The 20,290-nt window shown below is 59.6% G+C and carries 17 protein-coding genes and 1 tRNA gene; 12 read left to right on the forward strand and 6 right to left on the reverse strand.

Going from position 1 to position 20,290, the window contains the following annotated elements:
- Positions 1 to 219 precede the first annotated feature (219 nt).
- Positions 220 to 981, reverse strand: coding sequence for a 3-deoxy-manno-octulosonate cytidylyltransferase (gene kdsB, locus DAAHT2_RS04825; protein ID WP_013163176.1), 762 nt, complete (start codon positions 979 to 981; stop codon positions 220 to 222).
- Positions 982 to 1,043: 62 nt separating this feature from the next.
- Between kdsB and DAAHT2_RS04830 the strand changes: the two genes are divergently transcribed.
- On the forward strand, positions 1,044 to 1,847 hold the full coding sequence (locus DAAHT2_RS04830) for a class I SAM-dependent methyltransferase (protein WP_013163177.1): 804 nt from the start codon (positions 1,044 to 1,046) through the stop codon (positions 1,845 to 1,847).
- A gap of 47 nt (positions 1,848 to 1,894) precedes the next feature.
- Here DAAHT2_RS04830 and DAAHT2_RS04835 read toward each other — a convergent pair whose 3' ends face one another.
- Both DAAHT2_RS04835 and DAAHT2_RS04840 read right to left on the reverse strand, forming a co-directional pair.
- Positions 1,895 to 3,091: a DegT/DnrJ/EryC1/StrS family aminotransferase gene (locus DAAHT2_RS04835; RefSeq protein WP_013163178.1), complete on the reverse strand. Its 1,197-nt coding sequence runs from the start codon at positions 3,089 to 3,091 to the stop codon at positions 1,895 to 1,897.
- A gap of 85 nt (positions 3,092 to 3,176) precedes the next feature.
- Positions 3,177 to 4,349: an iron-containing alcohol dehydrogenase gene (locus tag DAAHT2_RS04840; RefSeq protein ID WP_013163179.1), complete on the reverse strand. Its 1,173-nt coding sequence runs from the start codon at positions 4,347 to 4,349 to the stop codon at positions 3,177 to 3,179.
- 137 nt (positions 4,350 to 4,486) lie between these two features.
- On the opposite strand from DAAHT2_RS04840, the gene yjgA reads away from it, so the two are divergent.
- The 3 genes from yjgA (at position 4,487) to DAAHT2_RS04855 (ending at position 6,025) form a co-directional block, all read left to right on the forward strand.
- Complete coding sequence (gene yjgA / locus DAAHT2_RS04845) at positions 4,487 to 5,086, forward strand: ribosome biogenesis factor YjgA (RefSeq protein WP_013163180.1); 600 nt, start codon at positions 4,487 to 4,489, stop codon at positions 5,084 to 5,086.
- A gap of 14 nt (positions 5,087 to 5,100) precedes the next feature.
- Complete coding sequence (locus DAAHT2_RS04850) at positions 5,101 to 5,544, forward strand: PPC domain-containing DNA-binding protein (protein WP_013163181.1); 444 nt, start codon at positions 5,101 to 5,103, stop codon at positions 5,542 to 5,544.
- A 136-nt stretch (positions 5,545 to 5,680) separates the two neighbouring features.
- Positions 5,681 to 6,025: an isoamylase early set domain-containing protein gene (locus DAAHT2_RS04855; RefSeq protein ID WP_013163182.1), complete on the forward strand. Its 345-nt coding sequence runs from the start codon at positions 5,681 to 5,683 to the stop codon at positions 6,023 to 6,025.
- Between the two features lie 201 nt (positions 6,026 to 6,226).
- Here the strand turns inward: DAAHT2_RS04855 and DAAHT2_RS04860 are convergent, their stop codons facing one another.
- The 3 genes from DAAHT2_RS04860 to rnc all read right to left on the reverse strand — a co-directional run bounded on the left by DAAHT2_RS04860 (position 6,227) and on the right by rnc (position 10,640).
- A complete protein-coding gene (locus DAAHT2_RS04860; protein WP_013163183.1) occupies positions 6,227 to 8,137 on the reverse strand; it encodes a biotin/lipoyl-containing protein in 1,911 nt (636 codons plus the stop codon).
- 154 nt (positions 8,138 to 8,291) lie between these two features.
- Entirely contained in the window at positions 8,292 to 9,734 is a 1,443-nt protein-coding gene (locus tag DAAHT2_RS04865) for an acetyl-CoA carboxylase biotin carboxylase subunit (protein WP_013163184.1), read from the reverse strand.
- 207 nt (positions 9,735 to 9,941) lie between these two features.
- Positions 9,942 to 10,640: a ribonuclease III gene (gene rnc / locus DAAHT2_RS04870; protein WP_013163185.1), complete on the reverse strand. Its 699-nt coding sequence runs from the start codon at positions 10,638 to 10,640 to the stop codon at positions 9,942 to 9,944.
- A gap of 52 nt (positions 10,641 to 10,692) precedes the next feature.
- On the opposite strand from rnc, the gene DAAHT2_RS04875 reads away from it, so the two are divergent.
- From DAAHT2_RS04875 to DAAHT2_RS04910, 8 genes are all read left to right on the forward strand, one after another.
- Positions 10,693 to 10,767 (forward strand) — tRNA-Cys (locus tag DAAHT2_RS04875).
- 99 nt (positions 10,768 to 10,866) lie between these two features.
- Entirely contained in the window at positions 10,867 to 11,355 is a 489-nt protein-coding gene (locus tag DAAHT2_RS04880) for a hypothetical protein (protein WP_013163186.1), read from the forward strand.
- 104 nt (positions 11,356 to 11,459) lie between these two features.
- Complete coding sequence (locus DAAHT2_RS04885) at positions 11,460 to 13,391, forward strand: putative nucleotidyltransferase substrate binding domain-containing protein (RefSeq protein WP_013163187.1); 1,932 nt, start codon at positions 11,460 to 11,462, stop codon at positions 13,389 to 13,391.
- A 160-nt stretch (positions 13,392 to 13,551) separates the two neighbouring features.
- Positions 13,552 to 14,268 carry a 3'-5' exonuclease gene (locus tag DAAHT2_RS04890; RefSeq protein ID WP_013163188.1) on the forward strand — a complete coding sequence of 239 codons (717 nt, stop codon included), beginning with the start codon at positions 13,552 to 13,554 and terminating at the stop codon, positions 14,266 to 14,268.
- 173 nt (positions 14,269 to 14,441) lie between these two features.
- Entirely contained in the window at positions 14,442 to 14,693 is a 252-nt protein-coding gene (locus tag DAAHT2_RS04895; RefSeq protein WP_013163189.1) for a DUF4212 domain-containing protein, read from the forward strand.
- A 239-nt stretch (positions 14,694 to 14,932) separates the two neighbouring features.
- Complete coding sequence (locus tag DAAHT2_RS04900) at positions 14,933 to 16,711, forward strand: sodium:solute symporter family protein (protein ID WP_013163190.1); 1,779 nt, start codon at positions 14,933 to 14,935, stop codon at positions 16,709 to 16,711.
- Positions 16,712 to 17,028: 317 nt separating this feature from the next.
- Positions 17,029 to 18,432 carry a sigma-54-dependent transcriptional regulator gene (locus DAAHT2_RS04905; protein ID WP_013163191.1) on the forward strand — a complete coding sequence of 468 codons (1,404 nt, stop codon included), beginning with the start codon at positions 17,029 to 17,031 and terminating at the stop codon, positions 18,430 to 18,432.
- A complete protein-coding gene (locus DAAHT2_RS04910) occupies positions 18,429 to 20,159 on the forward strand; it encodes a two-component system sensor histidine kinase NtrB (protein WP_013163192.1) in 1,731 nt (576 codons plus the stop codon). The genes DAAHT2_RS04905 and DAAHT2_RS04910 overlap by 4 nt, the downstream gene beginning before the upstream one ends.
- Positions 20,160 to 20,290 lie beyond the last annotated feature (131 nt).

Here is a 20,290-nt window from a genome sequence, read left to right on the forward strand (position 1 = left end):
CAAAAGAAATATGGGTATCCAAATTATGCCCGTTGGGGGGTTGGCCGGTGGCGCGCTGGTGCTCATTCTCGGCGGACGTCCTGTCCGCCTCCGAGGCGGCCGCCCCCTCCCGGACGTCCATGTCCTCCGGGGGCGGCCGAACCCGCACCAGCACGCCACCGGCCAACCCGGGAACCCTCCCGCGAAGTTTTCACCCATGGGGTTTTACCTGTTTGCAACTTACTCCCTGAACAACTCCTCCGCCCGTTTCAGATCGGCCGGGGTGTCTACCTCGACTGAATCGTGCTCGGTGAGTACCACCTGGATGGTGTAACCGTACTCCAGTGCCCGCAGTTGTTCCAGCTTTTCAAAGTATTCCCACTCCCCTTCCGGCAGACCTACGAAGGTCAGCAGGAAGCCTTTTCGGTAGGCATAAAACCCCAGGTGCTTGTAATAGGTGGGGCTGCCGCCGTCGGGGTCGCGCTGATGCGGGATGGGGGAACGGGAAAAATACAAGGCCCGGCCGTGGCGGTCGAATACTGTTTTGACGTGGTTGGGGTCGTTGATCTCTTCGGGCCGGATGATCCGGTAGATCAGGGTGGCCATGGGCAGGGCCGGATCAGCCAGCAGGGGGCCGGCCACCTGCCCCACCACCGCCGGATCAAAAAGCGGCTGGTCGCCCTGGATATTGACCACCACATCATGCTCATCGATATCCATGATGGTGACCGCTTCGGCCAGGCGATCGGTACCCGAAACATGATCGCTGCGGGTCATCACCGCCTCGCCGCCGAAAGCGCGCACACAGTCGGCGATCCGCTGATCATCGGTGGCCACCGCCACCCGGGAGAGCATGGGCACCGCCTTGGCCCGCTCATAAACCCGCTGGATCATGGGTTTACCCTTGATCAACGCCAGGGGTTTACCCTCAAAACGGTTGGATTGGTAGCGGGCGGGAATCACCGCCACCACTTGGGGCTGTTTTTTATCTGCGGAATCCATTATTTTGTTCCTCTAACCTGCCGAGACTTTTCGTCAAATCAAATTATGAACCGGATCCAACCGTGACCAGCCAACTTGCCGTAACAGCAACCGACCCTTCCCGGCTGGACGAGGCCCGCCGACTGGCCGAAGCTTTGGGGCTGGTGCTGTACAACCCGGCCGACCGGGAAAATGACCCGCCATCCCCGCCATCTTTGTTACTGCAATTGACCCCGGAGCGCCTGGAGCTGCGCGCCACCGACCAATTGGCTCTCAAACCGGTGTACGTCGATTTCGCCAGTGAGCAGCTTAACTATCGCCGCCGCCGGGGAGGCGGGCGGCGGGAACAACTGGCCCGCGCTGTGGGGGTCAAGGGCAGCAGGGGCAGCAAACCGCCCACGGTGCTGGACGCCACCGCCGGATTGGGCCGGGACGCCTTTATCCTGGCCGCCTTGGGCTGCCGGGTACAGATGCTGGAACGCTCCCCCGCCGTCCATGCCCTGCTGGCCGACGGCCTGCACCGTGCCCTGGCCGATCCGGCCATCGCCGCCGTGATCGGGGAAAACCTGCAACTGCTGGCGGGCGATGCCCTGGCTTTTCTGCAACAATCACCGGCCCCGGTGGCTGATGTAATCTATCTGGATCCCATGTTCCCGGAACGCGGCAAAAGTGCCCTGGTCAAAAAGGAACTGCGCCTGCTGCGCCTGCTCGCCGGTGACGACCCCGACGCCGGGCAACTGCTGACCGCGGCCCTGCCCAAAGCCGGCCGCCGGGTGGTGGTCAAACGCCCCCGCCACGCCCCCAGCCTGCCCGGGCCGCCCCCAAGTTACTCCCTGCCAGGCAAAAGCAACCGCTTTGATGTCTATTTGATCAACAGTAAGCGTTAACCAAGGGAACCAACTTGCCGGTTACCGGCCTAACGGGCCGTAATCGTTCAGCAAGCCGCTTTCACCGCCTCAGCAATCTGTTCCAGGCGCTCGTCACTTAACTTGATCGGCACCGGGTAGACCAGCAGGCGGTCCATGATGGCCGCCGATTTGGGCAGGGCCTGGGGATCGTACTGCACTCGGCGGCGGCCGTCGGCTTCCTTGAAGGGCCAACCGCTTTTAGCCAGGGTTGAGCCGGCCAGCAGATGTTCCCACTTGGGGTAGTAGTGCCAGGTGTTATTGGCGAAATAGACCGCCCCGGCGCCGTTCGCCGCCAGGGTTTCGTTTACTTTCAGGGCAGCGGCGGCATCGGGCAGGAAAAAGGCCAGGAAAGAGGCGTTGTCGCCGTCGGGGTCCAGCACGGTGCGGAAGCTCACCCCCGGCAATTGGCTTACCACCTGGCGCAGGGCCGCCTTGTTGCGGCGCTGGGATTCGATGATGCCATCAAGCTTGGCCAGTTGGGCCAGGCCGATGGCCCCCTGCAGCTCCATCATCCGGTAGTTGAAGCCGATGAAGCTGCGCCCCTCGCCGCCCCGACCGCCGGGGTTGGGCACATGATCGTGGCCATGGTCCTGGTACTCGCTCATCCGTCGCCACAACGCTTCATCGTCGGTGACGATCATCCCCCCTTCGCCGGTGGTGATGGTCTTGACCGGGTCGAAGGAGAAGGTGCCGCAAAGACCAAACGAGCCACACTTGCGGCCATTGATGGCCGCTCCCGGCGCCTGGGCGGTGTCTTCCAGCACCGGGATGCCATGGCGGTCGGCGATGGCCATGATCTCTTCCATCCGGGCCGGAGCCCCCATCATGTGCACCGGGATGATGGCCCGGGTGCGGGGGGTGATTTTTTCTTCCAGATCGGCCGGGTCCAGGTTCAGGGTGTCGTCCACCTCGGCAAAGACCGGTACTGCCCCGACATCGAAGATGGCCTCCCAGGTGGCGACGAAGGTAAAACCCTGGGTAATCACCTCATCGCCGGGCCCCACCCCCATGGCCGCCAGGGCCACCTTGAGGGCGGCGGTGCCGGAGGTCACCGCCTGGGCGTGGCCAACCCCGCAGTAACGGGCAAACTCTTCTTCAAAGCGGCGCACCTTGTAGATACCGCGTCGCTCACTGGGGAACTCGTAGCGAAACAGCACTCCGGTATCCAGCACCTCGGCGATTTCCTTCTTCTCTTCGGCACCAAACACTTCGAAACCAGGCATTCTCTTCCTCCCAGGCTCTTTATCGGCTTACCGGCCACCAGCCGGCCTCGCCGGGATTAGCAGATTATACGGTTGCAGCAATCGACTACTCCCAGCCGACCAAAGCTTCTTCATAAATTGCCATCACCTCGTCATGGTTGGGCCGGCGGGGGTTGTTGGCCACGGGCCGGGCGACGGTGAGGGCGATTTTGGCCATCTCCGGGATATCTTCCCGGGGAATTCCCAACTCTTGCAGACTGCGGGGAATGCCGACATCCTGGTTCAGGTTCCAAACCGCTTCCACCGAGGCCTGGGCCGCTTCCCGTAAATTCAACTCCGAGGTATCCACCCCGAACATCTCGGCCAAAGTGGCAAAACGCTCCGGGGCGCCGATGAGGTTATAAGCCATGACATAGGGCAGCAGCACCGCATTGGCCAGACCGTGGGGAATCTGGTGCATACCACCCAAAGGGTAGGCCATGGCGTGCACCAGGCCGACGCCGGCGGTGGCCAGGGCCTTGCCCGCCAGCAGGCTGCCCATCAGCATGGCGCTGCGCGCCTCCAGGTTATCGCCGTGGGCGTAAGCCTTGCCCAGATTGCCGGCGATAAGATCAATGGCCTCCAGCGCGTACATGTCGGAGATGGTATGGGCCTGGGTGGAAACGTAGGCCTCCAGGGCGTGGGTCAGGGCGTCAATGCCGGTGGCGGCGGTGACCTGCGACGGCATGCTCAGGGTCAAAGCCGGGTCCAGAATGGCTGCCTCGGGATAGAGCGGGTCACCATTCATCCCGGCTTTGGAGCCGGTTTTTTCATTGATGAAAACGGCGGTGAAGGTCATCTCGGCCCCGGTGCCGGCGGTGGTAGGGATCATGATCTTGGGCACGCCGGCCTTGGCGATTTTCCCCAGCCCGATATAATCCTCGGCCTTGCCGCCGTTGGTCAGCAAAATGCTGACCGCCTTGGCCACATCCATGGCCGAGCCGCCGCCGACCCCCACCACGCAATCGCATTTTTTCTGTTTGGCCAGCTTGGCCCCAGCGTCGGCCAGTTTCAGGCCCGGCTCGGGAGCAACTTGATCATAGACGGTAAAAGGCACCTTTTGCCCTTTAAGCGAAGCGCCGACCTTTTCCAGCAAACCGGCCGCCGCTACCCCGGGGTCGATCACCAGCAAAACCCGGCTGCCTCCCAATTCCCGCACCATGGCGGCCAGATCGTTGATACTGTCCACCCCGAAGCGAATCCGGGTGGGCTGGGTGACGGTAAAATTGTTTTCGCGCATGTTCAAATCCTTAACCTGTAATGGGGAAATTGGTTTACAAAACAACCAACGGCTGGTTATCTGCAACAATGTTCACCGCCGAAGCGGCGGTGCAAGTCGCGAGTTTAACGTAGCTTCACTTGGATTACACGCAAAAGATGAAGATGGATATCAGCAAATCGGAAAAAAAACGTCAGGCCGCCCGGGTGGAAAAGATGGCCGGGGAACTGGCGGCACTTTCTCCCGGCGAGATCGGCAACCTGCCGGTTGACCAAGAGTTGCGGCGGGAAATTCTGGCCGCCGGCAAACTTAACGCCGGGGCCCGCAAGCGCCAGGTAAAATTCATCGCCAAAGAACTGCGCAATAACGAAGAAAATTACCGGCAACTGGCCGACCACCTGGCCCGACAAAAAGGCTCCAAGCTCAAGGAAAACGAGGAGTTTCACCAACTGGAACAATTGCGCCAGGCGATCATCAGCGAGGCCATCGCCGCCTATGAAGAGGCCCGGCAAGAAGAGATTCCCATGCCCGACAACTGGCCCAGCCCGGCCCTGGAGCATGCCGCCGCTTTGTTTCCCGAGCTTGATCCCAAGGAGTTTCGCCTTGCTGCCGCCCGCTACGCCCGCACCCGCAAAACCACCCACAGCCGGGAAATCTTCCGCGCCTTAAAAGGGCTGCAGGAGCGGCAAAAACTGCAGCAGGCACTGACAACGGAAGAAAAAGCGGCGCCGACCAGCGAACCACAGGATCAACCTTAAGCAGGAGGCAAGCAATGGATTATCGCAGCGGCACCTGCGGTCGCGTGTTCAGCGTCCGCTTCGATGAAGGGGATGATTTTCTCGCCGGCCTGGAAGAGGTTATCCGCCGGGAAGATATTCGCAGCGCCTGGTTCTGGGTAATCGGCGGGTTGCGCCAGGCGGCAGTGGTCACCGGCCCTAAAGAGCCGGTGATGCCCCCGGAACCGGTCTGGCGGGAATTTGACCAGGCCCGGGAAACCCTGGGCAGCGGCAGCATCTTTTGGGATGAAAACGATGACCCCAAAATCCATCTCCACGCGGCCCTGGGTCACCACGGCGACACCCTGACCGCCTGCGTCCGCAAAGGCACCAGAACCTATCTGGTGCTGGAGGTATGCATCATGGAGATCAACGGCATCAACGCCTCCCGCCCCTGGTACCCGGAGGGTGGTTTCAACCGGCTGACCTTTACCGGGTGAGCACTGTTTTTTTTATTGACATAGCCTGCCACCATTATCCAATATGACAATATTAAGGTAACTCGTGCGGGGCTACAGGTTGCTCCTTGGTCGCGGGTTTTGTTTTTTTCAGACACAACCACTGGAGGCAACTGCCATGGCAACCAAATCTTCCACCGCTCCGAAGACACCAAAGAAAACTTGCAAGAGCAGTAAAACCTGCCAGAAAAGCGCCGTCCCGGCCAGCGTGAGCCACGACTTCAGCCTGATGGCCCCGGACGCCGCCGAGGTTTGCCTGGTGGGTGATTTCAACAACTGGGAAAACGGCAAGGACAAGTTGCGCAAGTTGAAAAGCGGCCTGCACAAGAAAAGCAAAAAGCTCAAGCCCGGCCGCTATGAATACCGCTTTGTGGTCGACGGCCAGTGGCTCAATGACCCGGCCTGCGACCAGCGTTGCCCCAACCCCTTTGGCGGCGAAAACTCGGTACTGGAAATCCGCTAAAGGTCATATTGCAGGGCTCATAGCAATAAAAACCAGACGCCCCAACCGGCTCTTGCCGGTTGGGGCGCTAAAGTTTGTCTCTCCAGGAGAAAAACCACGTAAACGTTCAGCAGTGCCGCAGATTGCGGCAAGCGGACCGGCGCCGCGTACCCTGGTACGCAAGCCGGGCCGATCGCCGCAAGCTGCGGTGCTGCTGGACGTTTACGACGACTTTACTTCCAACAGCGGGCCTCCGGCCTTGACCGCATCCCCGACCTTGACGGAAATCTTCTCAACTTTACCGTCGATCTCGCTTTTGATGGGAGTCTGCATCTTCATGGCCTCCAGCACCAGCAGCTGATCGCCGGCCTTGACCTCATCGCCGGCCTTGACGCTGACTTCGCAGACGTTGGCCCCGAACGGCGCCCGGTAATCGCCGGCGGCGGCCAGTTCTTCGATTTCCTTTTTGGAAAGCTGCACTTCCTTGGCCGCTCCACCGCTGCTTTCGCTGACCTCCGGCTCGAACTCATAGCGCCGTTCGTGGTGATCCACGTTGAGATAGACGTGGGCCGTACCGGCTTCATCGTGCTGCATGGGACCGACCTCCACCACGTGTTCCTTGCCGTAGTGATCGCGGAATTTGAGCACCTCGCCCAGCTTGAAGCCGCCCCGGCGCAAGAAGATCGAGGGCGGCAGGGCATAGACCTTGCCGAATTTTTCTTCAAACTTGAAAAAGGCCACGGCGTCGTTGGGGTGCTGAAGATAGTTAACCAGTTGCTGCTCGGTGGGCTCGTAGCCCAGCTTTTCGGCCAGATCGCGGCGCTCCTGCTCGATATCCATATCGGCAATCTCGTCCATACCGCCTTCTTTTTCCAGAATCTCCCGCCAGTTGGCACCAAAGACCTTCTCGTAGATCCAGTCCGCCGGCTGGTAAAAGGGGAAGGGTCCGTACTTGCCCAGCAGCAGGTTTTTCAGGTCGCCGGAGGGGGTGGAGTAGCGGTCGCCGGCCTGGACGTTGGCCACCGCCGTGGTCCAGAGGATCTGGGAACCGGGGGTCACACTCCAGTAGTTGCCCAATTCCTTTTGCACCTTGGGCAACTCATCGTGGAGGATGGTCGGCATTTTGTTCAGAAAGCCGCCTTTGGTGGCCTGCTCGAAGCTGCTGCCGGCCGCCCCGCCGGGCAGCTTGTGGATCTGGACGGTGGGGTCGAACCCCTTGAACTGCGACTCGAAATACTCGTAGTACTGGCGCTCGTTTCGCAGGGCTTCCGAGGTGTCCACCACCGCCTCCTCATTGAGGCCGATGGCCTTGTAGCCGTATTCAGTGAGGGTGTTGACGGCGGTAAGGATGGAGGGCGGGCCGTAGAAGCCGGAAAAGGCGTGGTCGGAGGCATCGACGATCCTGGCCCCGGCCTGCACGGCGGCAGTGATCCGTCCCACGTCGTTGCCGTCGGTGTTGTGCCCGTGGTAGTGGATCACCAGGTCCGGGTATTTTTGCAAAATAGCGTTCACCAGATCACCGATCCGCTTGGGGGTGCCCAGGCCGCCGTGGTTTTTGATGCAGAGCACGATTTCTTGGCCGGTGACATCAAGGATCTCGCCGACTTTCTTAACGTAAAACTCATCGGTATGCTCCGGGCCGGTGGAAAAGCAAACCGCCGGTTCCAGGATCTTGCCCGCCTTCTGCACTTCCTCGAAAACCGCCACCATGTTGGGAACATGGTTGAGGAAATCGAACACCCGCCAGACATCCACGTATTTGGCGTATTCGCGGACCACCATGCGGATCACGTTCTGCGGGTAGGGCCGATAGCCGAAGAGGTTGATCCCGCGGCAGAGGGTCTGGAACATGGTTTTAGGCATTTTCTCCCGCAGCAGTTGCAGCTTGAGAAAGGGATCCACCTGCTTGCGCAGCATATCGACATGGATTGAGGCCCCGCCGGTGATCTCCAGGGAAAAATACCCCGCCGCTTCCCGGGCCGGGGCGGCCAACAAGTCGGTGTGCAGCAAAATCCGGTTCTTGTAATCGGACTGGGACAAATCGCGGGCGGTGTTGGTCACATAGTAACCATCCGCCTTGCGCAGGGTCTCAATCGCCTCGCCGGGACTCATGCCGTGGACAATACGTTCCATGTCTATCTCCTTATCAGCTTTGCCGCTCCGGCGCATTCACCGAACCCGGCGTATTTTCTTATCGTTTTAGAAGGTACTGCGTCAAAAAAACCAACCCCGCACCGAAGGCATGTAAACGAACAGCCGTGCCGCAAGCTGCGGTGCTGCTGGACGTTTACACAGCGTAGGGGTTTTGTTGGCGATAGTGTATTTCGGCAATCAAATGCGCCAGCTTGTTGCCCTCCGAGGTGAAATCCTCGTACTCCAGCAGATAATCGTGGGTATCCAAAAAGGAGGTATTGAAATCCCCGCCTTTGAAATCCGGGTCGTCAATTACTCGCAAGTAAAAAGGAATGGTGGTCTTGGGGCCGACGATGACGAAGTTGTTTAGGCAGCGCCGCAGCCGATCCACCGTTTCGTTCCAGGAAAAGCCGTGCACGGTCAGTTTCACCAGCAGGGAGTCATAAACCTCGGGGATGGTGTAACCCTGGTAGGCGAAACCATCCAGCCGCACCCCGTAGCCGCCCGGCGAACGATAAACGGAAACGGTCTTGCCGCCCTCGGGCATGAAGTTGTTCTGGGGGTCTTCGGCATTGATCCGCACCTCGATGGCGTAACCCCGAATCTGCACGTCATCCTGGGCAAAAGCCAGCTTTTTGCCCAGGGCCAGCTTGATCTGGGTGCGGACGATGTCGATCCCGGTGACCATCTCGGTAACCGTGTGCTCCACCTGGACCCGGGTGTTGATCTCCATGAAATAGAAGTTGTAATTCTTGTCCACCAGGAACTCCACGGTGCCGGCGTTGAAATACTTGGCGGCCTTGGCGGCCTGTACCGCAGTTTCACAGATCTTGTCCACCAGGGCCTGATCGGGGATCAGCGAGGGGGCGATCTCGATCAGTTTCTGGTTACGGCGTTGGATGGAGCAGTCCCGGGAGCCCAGGTGCACCGTGGTGCCCTCCTTGTCGGCAATCACCTGGACCTCGATATGCTTGGGGTTTTCCACCAGTTTTTCCAAGAATACCGCATCGTTGGCAAAAGCCGCCTTGGCCTCGGCCCGGGCCACCGGGATTTCGGCCTTGAGCTGCTTTTCGTCGTCGATGCGCCGGATGCCGCGACCGCCGCCGCCGGCAGTGGCCTTGAGCATCACCGGGTAGCCGTGGGTGTTGCAAAATTCAACGGCCTCGGCCAATCCAGCCTCGCCCGGGGCCAGGCTGGGGGTGCCGGGCACCAGGGGAATACCGGCCTCCTGCATGATCTTGCGGGCGGTTACCTTATCGCCCAAGGCCTGGATGACGTTGGAGGGCGGGCCGATGAAGATGATTCCGTTATCCTCGCAGGCCTTGGCAAAATCGGGGTTTTCGGCCAAAAAGCCGTAGCCGGGGTGGATGGCGCAAGCGCCGGTTTTCTTGGCCGCCTGGATCACCTTATCAATGTTAAGATAATCACTGCGAGGACCGTCTCCCAGCCAGACCGCTTCGTCGGCGGTGCGGATATGCAGCGCCTCGTTGTCCGGGGTTTCGTAAACGGCCACGGCGGTATGGCCCAGTTCCTGGATGGCACGGATCAGCCGCAGGGCGATCTCGCCTCGGTTAGCGACAAGGATTTTCTTTTTCAAGGCACACCTCTCTGGCTAAGAATTTATCTTAATCCTGGTAAAGCGGTTTATTGATGGGGCGGGAAAAGGGTCCGAAACTCGAAAATTGACCGCAAAAAAGGGGACCACCAAGCCACGCGGTGGTCCCCTTTATGGACCCTTACAGAACACGCTAAAAACGCTATCTACCATAGATTGAGATCACGGGCAAGGGGTGCAGGTGCTTTTTCACTCGCCGGCCAGGGTCTTGAGGGCGGCGCGGGCAGCGGCCTGTTCCGCCTCTTTTTTGCTGCGGGCCTTACCTTGCCCCATTACCCGCCCCCGGAATTCAACCTCCACCGTGAAACGTTTATCGTGGGCCGGACCCTCTTCCGCCACCAGCCGGTAACCGGGGGCCTGGCCATGGCGTTCCTGCAAAACTTCCTGCAGGGCGGTCTTGGCGTCATTTTCCTCGAAATCATCCTGGTCGGTCACCCAGGGGGCAAAAAGCTCAGCGGCTAAATCCAGGACGGCCCGGCAGCCGCCATCCAGGTAGACCGCCCCCAACAAGGCCTCGAAGGCATCGGCCAGAATCGAGGGCTTGTCGCGGCCGCCGCTTTGGGCCTCGCCCCGGCCCAGTAACAGCAGCTCATCCAGCCCCGTCCGCCGGGCCATCCGGGCCAAGTGGGCCTCGTTGACCAGGGCGGCCCGGCGGCGGGAGAGCTCTCCCTCGCGCATCTTCGGATGGCGGCGGTAAAGCAGTTCGCCCACGGCCAGATCCAACACCGCATCGCCCAAAAACTCCAGGCGCTCATTGTGGGGCCGGCCCCGCCCGCCGCCCTCGGCGGTGAATGAACGGTGGGTAAGGGCCTGGCGCAGCAGTTGCGGGTCGTGAAAACAATAGCCCAGACGCTGGGACCATTTTATGAGTTGCGCATTTGTTGCCATAAATCTCTTGTCAAATCAGTCCAGGCTGTTTATGTTTGCCGTTTACCAAGTCGGCGGCGTAGCCAAGTGGTAAGGCAGTGGTCTGCAAAACCATTATTCACCGGTTCAAATCCGGTCGCCGCCTCCAGCACATTATCAGGGGGGTGCCGTTTCGCGGCAGCCCCCTTTTTTTTGCCAATCCACTATAGCAACCACAGCAGCAACCACAGCGGAGCACCGGCAAAACATGAAAATCCAGCAACAATCCCTGGAAGAAAGAATCGAAGAGGCCCTGCTGAGCGGCCAGTCGCGACGCCAGATCATTGAGCGCTTCAAGGATGAGGAAGACCCCCAAAAGCTGCTCTTCCACGTCAACAATATCTCGCATCCGGCGATTCGCGGCCGCTACGTTTACCTCAACCTGCTGCTGGGCCTGATTCTGCTGTTTGTCACCAGCAAGAAACTGCTGACCATCGTCCAATTCGGGGCCATTGATCTTTTTTTCTTCATGTCTCTGGTGCCGGTGGTGATCAACTTTTACCTGCTCCGGGAGATACTCCGTTTTCGCCGGATCGGCTACCACTTTCTCCTGGTGCTGGCCCCTCTTTCCCTGCTGCTGCCGGAAAATCGCCTTTATCCGGAATTCCCCCTGATCATTATCATGACCGCCCTCACCGGCTTTCTTTTTCTGAAGATGTTTCCGCGCCGGGAGTTGATCAAAACCCTGGAAAAGTGATAACCTGACCCCACACCGGTTTTTTTTTACCGTGCAAGCGCGGCCGGGCCGGGACCTTAGCTTACAACCTTTCTCCCCACCCCCAACCTGCGGAGCAAGTCACCATGGGCAACAAAAACGATGTGCACAATATCGCCCCGGAGACGGTGCTGGATTTCCTGCGCCACACCCTACCCTTCAACGAATTGGACGACGCCAGCCTGCGGCAGCTGGCCAAGCACTGCATCATCGATTTTATCCCCAAGGGTACGCTGATCTTCCGCCAGGGAGAAACCGAGGTCGAGCATTTTTACCTGATTCAGAAGGGCGGCGTTAAAATTTACCTGGAGGACGACCAGGGCGAGGTGACCCTCAAGGATTTTCGCGGCGAAGGAGAATACTTCGGGGCCCTGCCCATTATCCGCAACACCCGCGCCAATCTCAACGTGGAAACGGTGGAAGACACCTTCTGCTTTCTCTTTACAAAAGATGCCTTCCGCCAGTTGCTGGACTCCTCCCCCCGGGTCAGCCAGTATTTTCTGCGCAGCCTGTCGGAGAAAATGATCAACACCGCCTATGCCGAACTGCGCCACCACCGGGTTACTCCCCGCACTGAAAGCGCCCTGTTTCTTTTTTCCTCCCAGGTGGGCAGCAGCATCAAGGGCGAACCCAAGACCATCGCCGCCAACGAATCGGTACGCCGGGCCGCCGGCCGGATGGCCGAGTTGCAGATCGGCTCCCTGCTGGTCACCAACCAGGCCGAAGAGATCATCGGCATTGTCACCGACAAGGACCTGCGCACCAAAGTGGTGGCCGCCGGGCTGGATTACCAGACCCCGGTGGAACAGATCATGACCTCGCCAGTGCAGACCATCCCCGCCCATGCCGTCTGCTTCGATGCCATGCTGCGGATGATGCGCCGTCGCATTCACCATCTGGCGGTCGAGAAACAGGACAAAATTGTCGGCATGGTCACCACCCACGACATCATGCTGCTGCAGGGCACCTCGCCGCTCTACCTGTTCCGGGAAATTTTGGCCCAGCGCACCCTGGCGGGGCTGCACCCGCTGGCTCGCAAGGTGCCCTCGGTGGTTCGCACCCTGATCGAGGAAGGGGCCAAGGCCAACAACATCACCAAAATGATCACGGTGCTCAACGACCATATCCTGGAGCGGCTGCTGACCCTGATCATCAAGGAACTGGGGCCGCCGCCGATACCTTTTTGCTGGTTGTTGATGGGCAGCGAGGGCCGCAGCGAACAGACCTTCAAAACCGACCAGGACAACGCCCTGATCTATGCCTGGCCGGACAACGAGCAGAAGGCCGCCGAGGCCGAAGAATATTTCAAGATGTTAAGCGAGGTGGCCATCGACAACCTGGTCAAATGCGGCTACCCCCTCTGCCCCGGCGAGATGATGGCCTCCAACCCCAAGTGGCGGATGTCCGCCCCGGATTGGCGGAAGTGTTTCGACAACTGGATCATGACCCCGGAGCCCAAGGAGGTGATGCACTCCACCATCTTCTTCGATTTTCGCCCCGGTTACGGCAACTTCAGTCTGGCGGACAAACTGCGGCACCACCTTTCTGCCACCATCCCCAAGCAGGAGCTGTTTCTCTACCACCTGGCCCAGAACGCCCTGGAGGCCCGGCCGCCGCTTTCTTTTTTCCGCAACCTCATCGTGGAAAAAGACGGGGAACACCGCAACACCCTGGATCTGAAAACCAAGGGGTTGGTGCCCTTTGTCGATTTCGCCCGCCTCTTTGCCTTGAAACACGGGATCACCGAAAGCAACACCCTGGTGCGCCTGCAGTTGCTCAACGAGGGGGGGCACCTGACCGACGACATGTACAAGGAAACGGTCAAGGCCTACGAGTTTCTCATGCAGTTGCGCCTGGTCCACCAATTGTACATGATGGAAAACGATCAGGAGCCCAATAACCACATCAACCCCGCCAACCTTTCCGATCTGGAGAAACAGACCCTTAAGGAATCCTTCGAGGTGGTGCGGCGCCTGCAGAGCCATATCAAGGCGGAATTCCGCCTTAGCGAAAGGTAAACGAACAGCCGCACCGCATCTTGCGGCGATCGGCCCGGCTTGCGTACCTGGGGTACGCAAGCCGGGCCGCTTGCCACAACCTGCGGCACGGCTGTTCGTTTACCCCGGGTGCGGGCTGAATACATTTTATTTTCAAAGATAAGAGCGGTCGAAGAGTCCGATGTTTAAAAAATTGCTGCGCCGCTTTGGCCTGGTTCCGCCGGCCCACCCGCTTTTTGCCGACAACTGGTATTATTTCCGCCGGCTCGACCAGAATCGTCCCTTAAGCGACTACGAGTTCGTGGTTTTCGACACCGAGCTCACCGGCCTGAATCGCCAGCGGGATGAAATCGTTTCCATCGGGGCGGTGAAAATCCGCAACCTGCAGATCCTGGTGGGTGAAACCTTCCACGTCTACATCAAGCCCTCCCGCGCCCTACCCAAGGACAGCACCCTGATCCACCGCATCACCCCCCAGCAAATCGAACAGGCCCCGCAACTGGCGACCGTGCTGCCGGATTTCATCTCCTTTTGCGGCCAGGCCCTGCTGGTTGGCCACTACGTCGGCCTGGACGTGGCCTTTCTCAACCGGGCCTGCCGCCGCCACTACGGAGCCGTGGTTTCCAACCCATGCCTGGACACCATGCGCCTGGCTCAGACCTATACCGAAATGCAATGGCAACAGTATCACGACCGCTTTCGCATGGACGCAACCTACAGCCTCGCCGGCCTGAGCCAGGAATACAACCTGCCCGACTTCACCTTGCACGACGCCTACGAAGACGCCCTGCAAACCGCCTATTTGTTTGTGTTCTTGATCAAAAAAATGCGCGCCAAGGGCATCGTCACCCTCAAGGATATCTTCAGCGCCGGCCAGGCATGGCGCAACCTGTTTTAGTATCACAAAGTAACACCAAAAAAGCGACAAAATTTCAGGTTGCATTTTTGTAGGGCTTTGCTTAAAGTGCTCTGCTGTTCTGGTTCCGGTACATGAAATAAAAAAATGGGCAGGTTACGAAATGGGGGTTTCGTTACCTGTCCGCCAAACTGCAGACGAAGGAGAGTAAGGCAATGACTAAAGATTTATCAATGTACTGGAAGAAGAACCTTACCTACATGGTGATTCTCCTCACCATTTGGGGCGTGGTATCCTACGGCTTCGGCATTTTCTTTGTCGAACAGCTGAACAACTTTTACCTGGGCGGCTTTCCCCTGGGGTTCTGGTTTGCCCAACAGGGCGCCATCTACGTTTTTGTGGTCCTGATCTTCGTCTATTATTTCCTGATGCAGAAACTGGACCGGGAGTTTGACGTCAACGAATAAGCTCCTTTTCGTTCTTTAGCAGGCTCAAGCAGCCTCGTCGTATCTCAAGATAACAATCAGCCAGCGATTCGCCGGGATTTTGACCTGCGGCCTTTCCCGTCACCGGTAAGTTGGGCCAAAAAACCGTGCCCGGCGGGCATACCTGCGACAGCTGGCAAAAAAAGACAAAAGTCATCAACGTTGACTGTCGGCGACCCGGCCCGCGGCCGTCCCGACCATAACCGAGAGGAGAAAACACCATGTCGATTCTGGCCTGGACTTACATTATGGTCTTTCTGACCTTCAGTCTTTACCTGAGCATTGCCTGGATTGCCCGGGTAAAAACCACCAAGGGCTTCTACGTGGCCGGCGGCGGCGTATCACCGCTGGCCAACGGGATGGCCACCGCCGCCGACTGGATGAGCGCCGCCTCCTTTATCTCCATGGCGGGCATGATCTCGTTCATGGGTTACGGCGGTTCCATCTACCTGTTGGGCTGGACCGGCGGCTACGTGTTGCTGGCCCTGTTTCTGGCCCCCTACCTGCGCAAGTTCGGTAAATTCACCGTGCCCGACTTCGTCGGCGACCGCTACTACTCCGATACCGCCCGGCTGGTGGCCTTGATTTGCGCCATCTTCGTCTCTCTTACTTACGTAGCCGGCCAGATGCGGGGCGTGGGCATCGTCTTCAGCCGCTTCCTGGAGGTTGACGTTAATACCGGCGTCATGATCGGTATGGCCATCGTCTTCTTCTACGCCGCCCTGGGCGGCATGAAGGGCATCACCTATACCCAGGTGGCCCAGTACGTGGTACTGATCTTCGCCTACGTCATTACCGGCGTGGCCATTTCGGTGATGATCACCGGTCACTTCATTCCCCAGATCGGTTTCGGCTCGGTGATCACCTCCGGCCCCGACACCGGCCGCTACCTGCTGGAAACCATCGACGCCCTGCACCGCGACCTGGGCTTCGCGGAATACACCCAGGCCTTCGGCCCCGGCAGCAAGGGCATGCTGGATGTCTTCTGCATCACCCTGGCCCTGATGGTGGGCACCGCCGGTCTGCCCCACGTCATCATCCGTTTCTACACCGTACCCAGCGTACGCGGCGCCCGGATTTCCGCCGGTTACGCCCTGCTGTTCATCGCCATCCTCTACACCACCGCTCCGGCCGTGGCTTCTTTCGCTCGTTACAACATGATCAACACCCTGCATGAAACGCCCTACAGCGAAGCGCCTTCCTGGGTGCGGAACTGGGAGCAGACCGGGCTGATCGCCTGGGTAGACAAGACCGGCGACGGCATCATGCATTACGCCCCGGGCGATGCCTTTCAAGGGCGGCCCAGCTTCACCGGTGAAACCGGCGAATTCGGCCAGCGCCTGGTCAGCAACCCGGTTACCGACAACGCCAACGAGATCTTCATCGACCGCGACATCATGGTATTGGCCAACCCGGAGATTGCCAACCTGCCCGCCTGGATCATCGCCCTGGTGGCCGCCGGCGGTCTGGCGGCAGCGCTTAGTACCGCCTCCGGCCTGCTGATCGTGGTGTCGTCATCGATCTCCCACGATCTCTATTACCGCATGATCAACCGCCAGGCCACCGAGGCCCAGCGCTTGCTGGTGGGCCGGGTGATGATCGGCGTGGCGGTATTGATCGCCGGTTATTTCGGTATCAACCCACCAGGATTCGTGGCCCAGGTGGTGGCCTTCGCCTTCGGCCTCGCCGCCTCGTCGTTCTTCCCCATCATCGTGCTGGGGATCTTCGACAAACGGACCAACCGTGAAGGTTGTATTACCGGCATGATACTGGGGATGGGCTTCACCTTCCTCTACATCATCCACGTCAACTTCATGGGCGCCGACCCGTGGTTTATGGGGATCAGCGCCGAAGGCATCGGCGCGGTGGGCATGCTTATCAACTTTATCGCCGCCATTGTGGTTTCGCGGCTTACTCCGCCGCCGCCTCAGGAAGTACAGGAGATGGTGGACAACATCCGCTATCCGCGGGGCGCCAGCAGCGCCTACGAAGACCACTAAAGTTACAGCAGCACCGCATCTTGCGGCGATCAGCCCGGCTTGCGTACCTGGTGTACGCGGCGCCGGGCTGCTTGCCGCAACCTGCGGCACTGCTGCAACTTTAGTTTTTGTTGCACCCTTTTTTTGAGGGGACGTTGCCTGGTGGCACGTCCCCTCTTTTTTTGCACTTTTTCATTTCATGGCGGGCAATTTTAAATTCTTCTGGGGGCTGGGTGAGGGGCGCAAAACCCGGTGGCACAACCAACAACCCTGACTAATCCCTGCTTGGGTTGCCGTTTCCTGTTTGCGGTTTGGCCAAACCACGCTATAATTTTGCCATGAAACGGATCTTGGTGGTCGATGACGAGCTGAGCATGCGGGAGTTTTTGAAGATCCTGCTGGAAGAGGAAGGTTATGCGGTCAGTTGCGCCGACGGCGGAACTGCGGCTCTGGAGCTGCTGGCCAGGGAGGATTATGACCTGTTGATCTCCGATATCCGTATGCCCCCGCCCAATGGGCTGGAACTTTTGGTCCGGGCCAAGGAAATCAAACCCGAACTGCCGGTGGTGCTGGTCACCGCCTTTGCCTCGCCGGACGATGCGGTAAGCGCCATGAAGAGCGGGGCTTACGATTACATCACCAAGCCTTTCAAGGTGGACGAAATCAAAGATATCGTCGGCACCGCCTTGAGCAGCCCGCAACCTCTCCCGGCCAAGCCCGGGGAGAGCGAAGTTGCGGCCACCAACGAATTCGAAGGGATCATCGGTGGCAGCCCGGAGATGCGCAAAATCTACGATATCATTTCCCGGGTAGCTCCCACCCGGGCCAATGTGCTTATTCAGGGCGAGTCCGGCACCGGCAAAGAGTTGGTGGCCCGGGCCATTCACCGTTTAAGCCCGGCTTCCGGCCACGAATTCGTTCCCATCGTCTGCAGCGCGATTCCGGAAAGCCTGTTTGAAAGCGAGGTTTTCGGTCACACCAAAGGCGCCTTCACCGGGGCTGCCAGCAGCCGGGCCGGTCTCTTTGAGCAGGCCAACCAGGGCACCGCCTTTCTCGATGAAATCGGGGAGTTGACCCCGATTATCCAAACCAAGCTGCTGCGGGTGCTGCAGGAGCGGGAAATCAAACGGGTGGGGGCGACGGAAAGCACACGCATCCAGATCCGGGTAATCTCGGCCACCAACAAGGACCTGGAGGAAGAGGTGATGGCCGGCCGTTTCCGGGAAGATCTTTTTTACCGGCTGGCGGTGGTGCCCATCCGGGTCCCGCCGCTCAGGGAACGCAAGGGAGATGTGCCGCTGCTGGTGGATCATTTCCTGGCCAAGTATGCCCGCCTGTTCAACAAGGATATCCACCGGATCTCTTCCTACGCCATGGAGGTGCTGCTGGACTATGATTTCCCCGGCAATGTCCGGGAGCTGGAGAACATTATCGAGCGCGGGGTGGCCATGGAAAACTCCCAGATCATCCTGCCGGAAAGCCTGACCCTGTCGGGACATCGCCGTAGCCGAGAGCCGGAACCCGCTGGCGGAACCGTCGACGACAAGCGCCAGGAAATTGCCGAAGAGGTGTTCAGTCGCGGCCTGGAGCCCACCCTGGCCGATTTGGAGCGGGAGATGATCGTCAACGCCCTGGAAAAAGCCGGCAACTCCAAAACCCGGGCCGCCGAGCTGCTGCGCACCAGTTTTCGCTCCCTGCGTTACAAGATCAAAAAATACGGCATCGATAACGGCCGGTCATGAAGAGGCAGTCCGCCCCCCAGGCAAGTGCCCCCGCCAGGAGCAATCACGGCGGCGCCCCTCCTCTCTCCCCAGGGGAATTGCCGCCGCCCGCTGTCGAACCGGCAACGCCAAACCAGTTACTGAAAAAACAGCTGGCCTGGTACTTTCTGTTCCGGGTCACCTTCCTTACCCTGATCCTCGGGATCACCGCCGTCCTGGAGGCCCGGGGGCACCGGTTGACCACCGACCTTTATCATTACCCCCTGCTGTTCATCGCCGGGGTTTACCTGTTCACCATCCTCTCCGCCACCCTGCTGACCCGGCTGAAAAAGCTGCAAGGCTTCGCCCTGCTGCAGATCATCATCGACATCCTGCTGATTTCCTGCCTGGTCCTCTTTTCCGGCAGCAGCCAATCACTGTTCACGGTGGTTTATTTCCTGCCCATTATCGTCGCCGCCTTCATGCTCTTTAAGCGCAGCGCCCTGCTGATGGCCTCCCTCTCCACCTTTGCTTACGGCTTTCTGCTGTTGCTTGAGTACATCCGCTATGATTTCAACCTGCTGAGCATCGGGCCCCGGGCCGAAGTCAGCCTGGAACGGCTGCTCAACCTGTTTGCCATCAACGGCCTTTCCTTTTTCCTGGTCGCGGCCCTGGCCGGCACCCTGGCCGGACGCCTGTACCGCACCGAAGCGGCCCTGTCCCGGACCGCCTCCCATTATGACCGCTTAAGCAGCCTTTACAAACAGATCTTCGACGACATCACCACCGGCATTATCACCGTCGACAGCCAGGGACGGATCACTTCCTGCAACCGGGCGGCGGAGGGTATCAGCGGCTGGCCGGCGGAGGAGATCCGCGGTCGCCGGGTGGAGGAAATCATGCCGGAAATCCAGGCCGGGCGGGAGCCGGGCACCAGAGGGCGGGCGGAAAGTGAGCTGACGCGAAAAAGCGGCGAGAAAATCCCGGTGGGCTACTCCTGGAGCCGCCTGTATGGCACCAAGCGGGAAGAAAATGGCGGCGCCATTCTTTCCCTGCAGGATCTCAGCCTGATCCGGGACATGGAAGCCCGGGTCCGGCAAAGCGAGAAGATGGCGGCAGTGGGGGAAATGGCCGCCGGGGTGGCCCATGAGTTTCGCAATCCGCTGGCCGCCATTTCCGGCTCTACCCAACTGCTGGCCCAGCGCCTGCAAAAACAGCCCGGCCAGGAAAAGCTGTTGGCCATCATCACCCGGGAATGCGACCGCCTGGAAGCGGCGATCAAAAATTTTCTGCTCTTCTGCCGGCCGGCCACCCCCCGCAAACAATGGGTGAACCTGTATGAGTTATGGGAGGAATGCATAGGACTGATCCGGCAGACTCCGGACTGCACCGAACGGCACCGCCTGGTGGGCAAAATGCCCCCTGACCTGGAAGTCTGGGCCGACCGGGAACAACTGCGCCAGGTATTGCTCAACCTGGTCAGCAACGCCTGCCAGGCCATGCCCGAGGGCGGGGAATTAAGCTGCACCGCTGAAAACTTCCAGTCTGAGAATGAAAGCGGAGTTCGCATCCGCCTGCAAGACCAGGGCAAAGGTATCTCCCCGGAAGATCGAGAGCGGATTTTCAACCCCTACTTCACCACCCGCCAGGAAGGCACCGGCCTTGGCCTGGCCATCGTCCACCAGATCATCGCCGGCCACGGCGGCCGCATCAGGGTAGCCAGCAGCCTCGGCCAGGGCACCACCTTCACCGTCGAATTAACGCATTAACAGCGTAAGCGTTCAGCAGCACCGCATCTCCGGGCGATCAGCCAGGCTCACGTACAGGGGGTACGCTGCGCCTGGCTACTTGCCCGAACCTGCGGCACGGCTGTTCGCTTACGGCCAGTTAGACCGGCAGT

It is taken from the genome of Desulfurivibrio alkaliphilus AHT 2 (assembly GCF_000092205.1).
Lineage (GTDB): Bacteria > Desulfobacterota > Desulfobulbia > Desulfobulbales > Desulfurivibrionaceae > Desulfurivibrio > Desulfurivibrio alkaliphilus.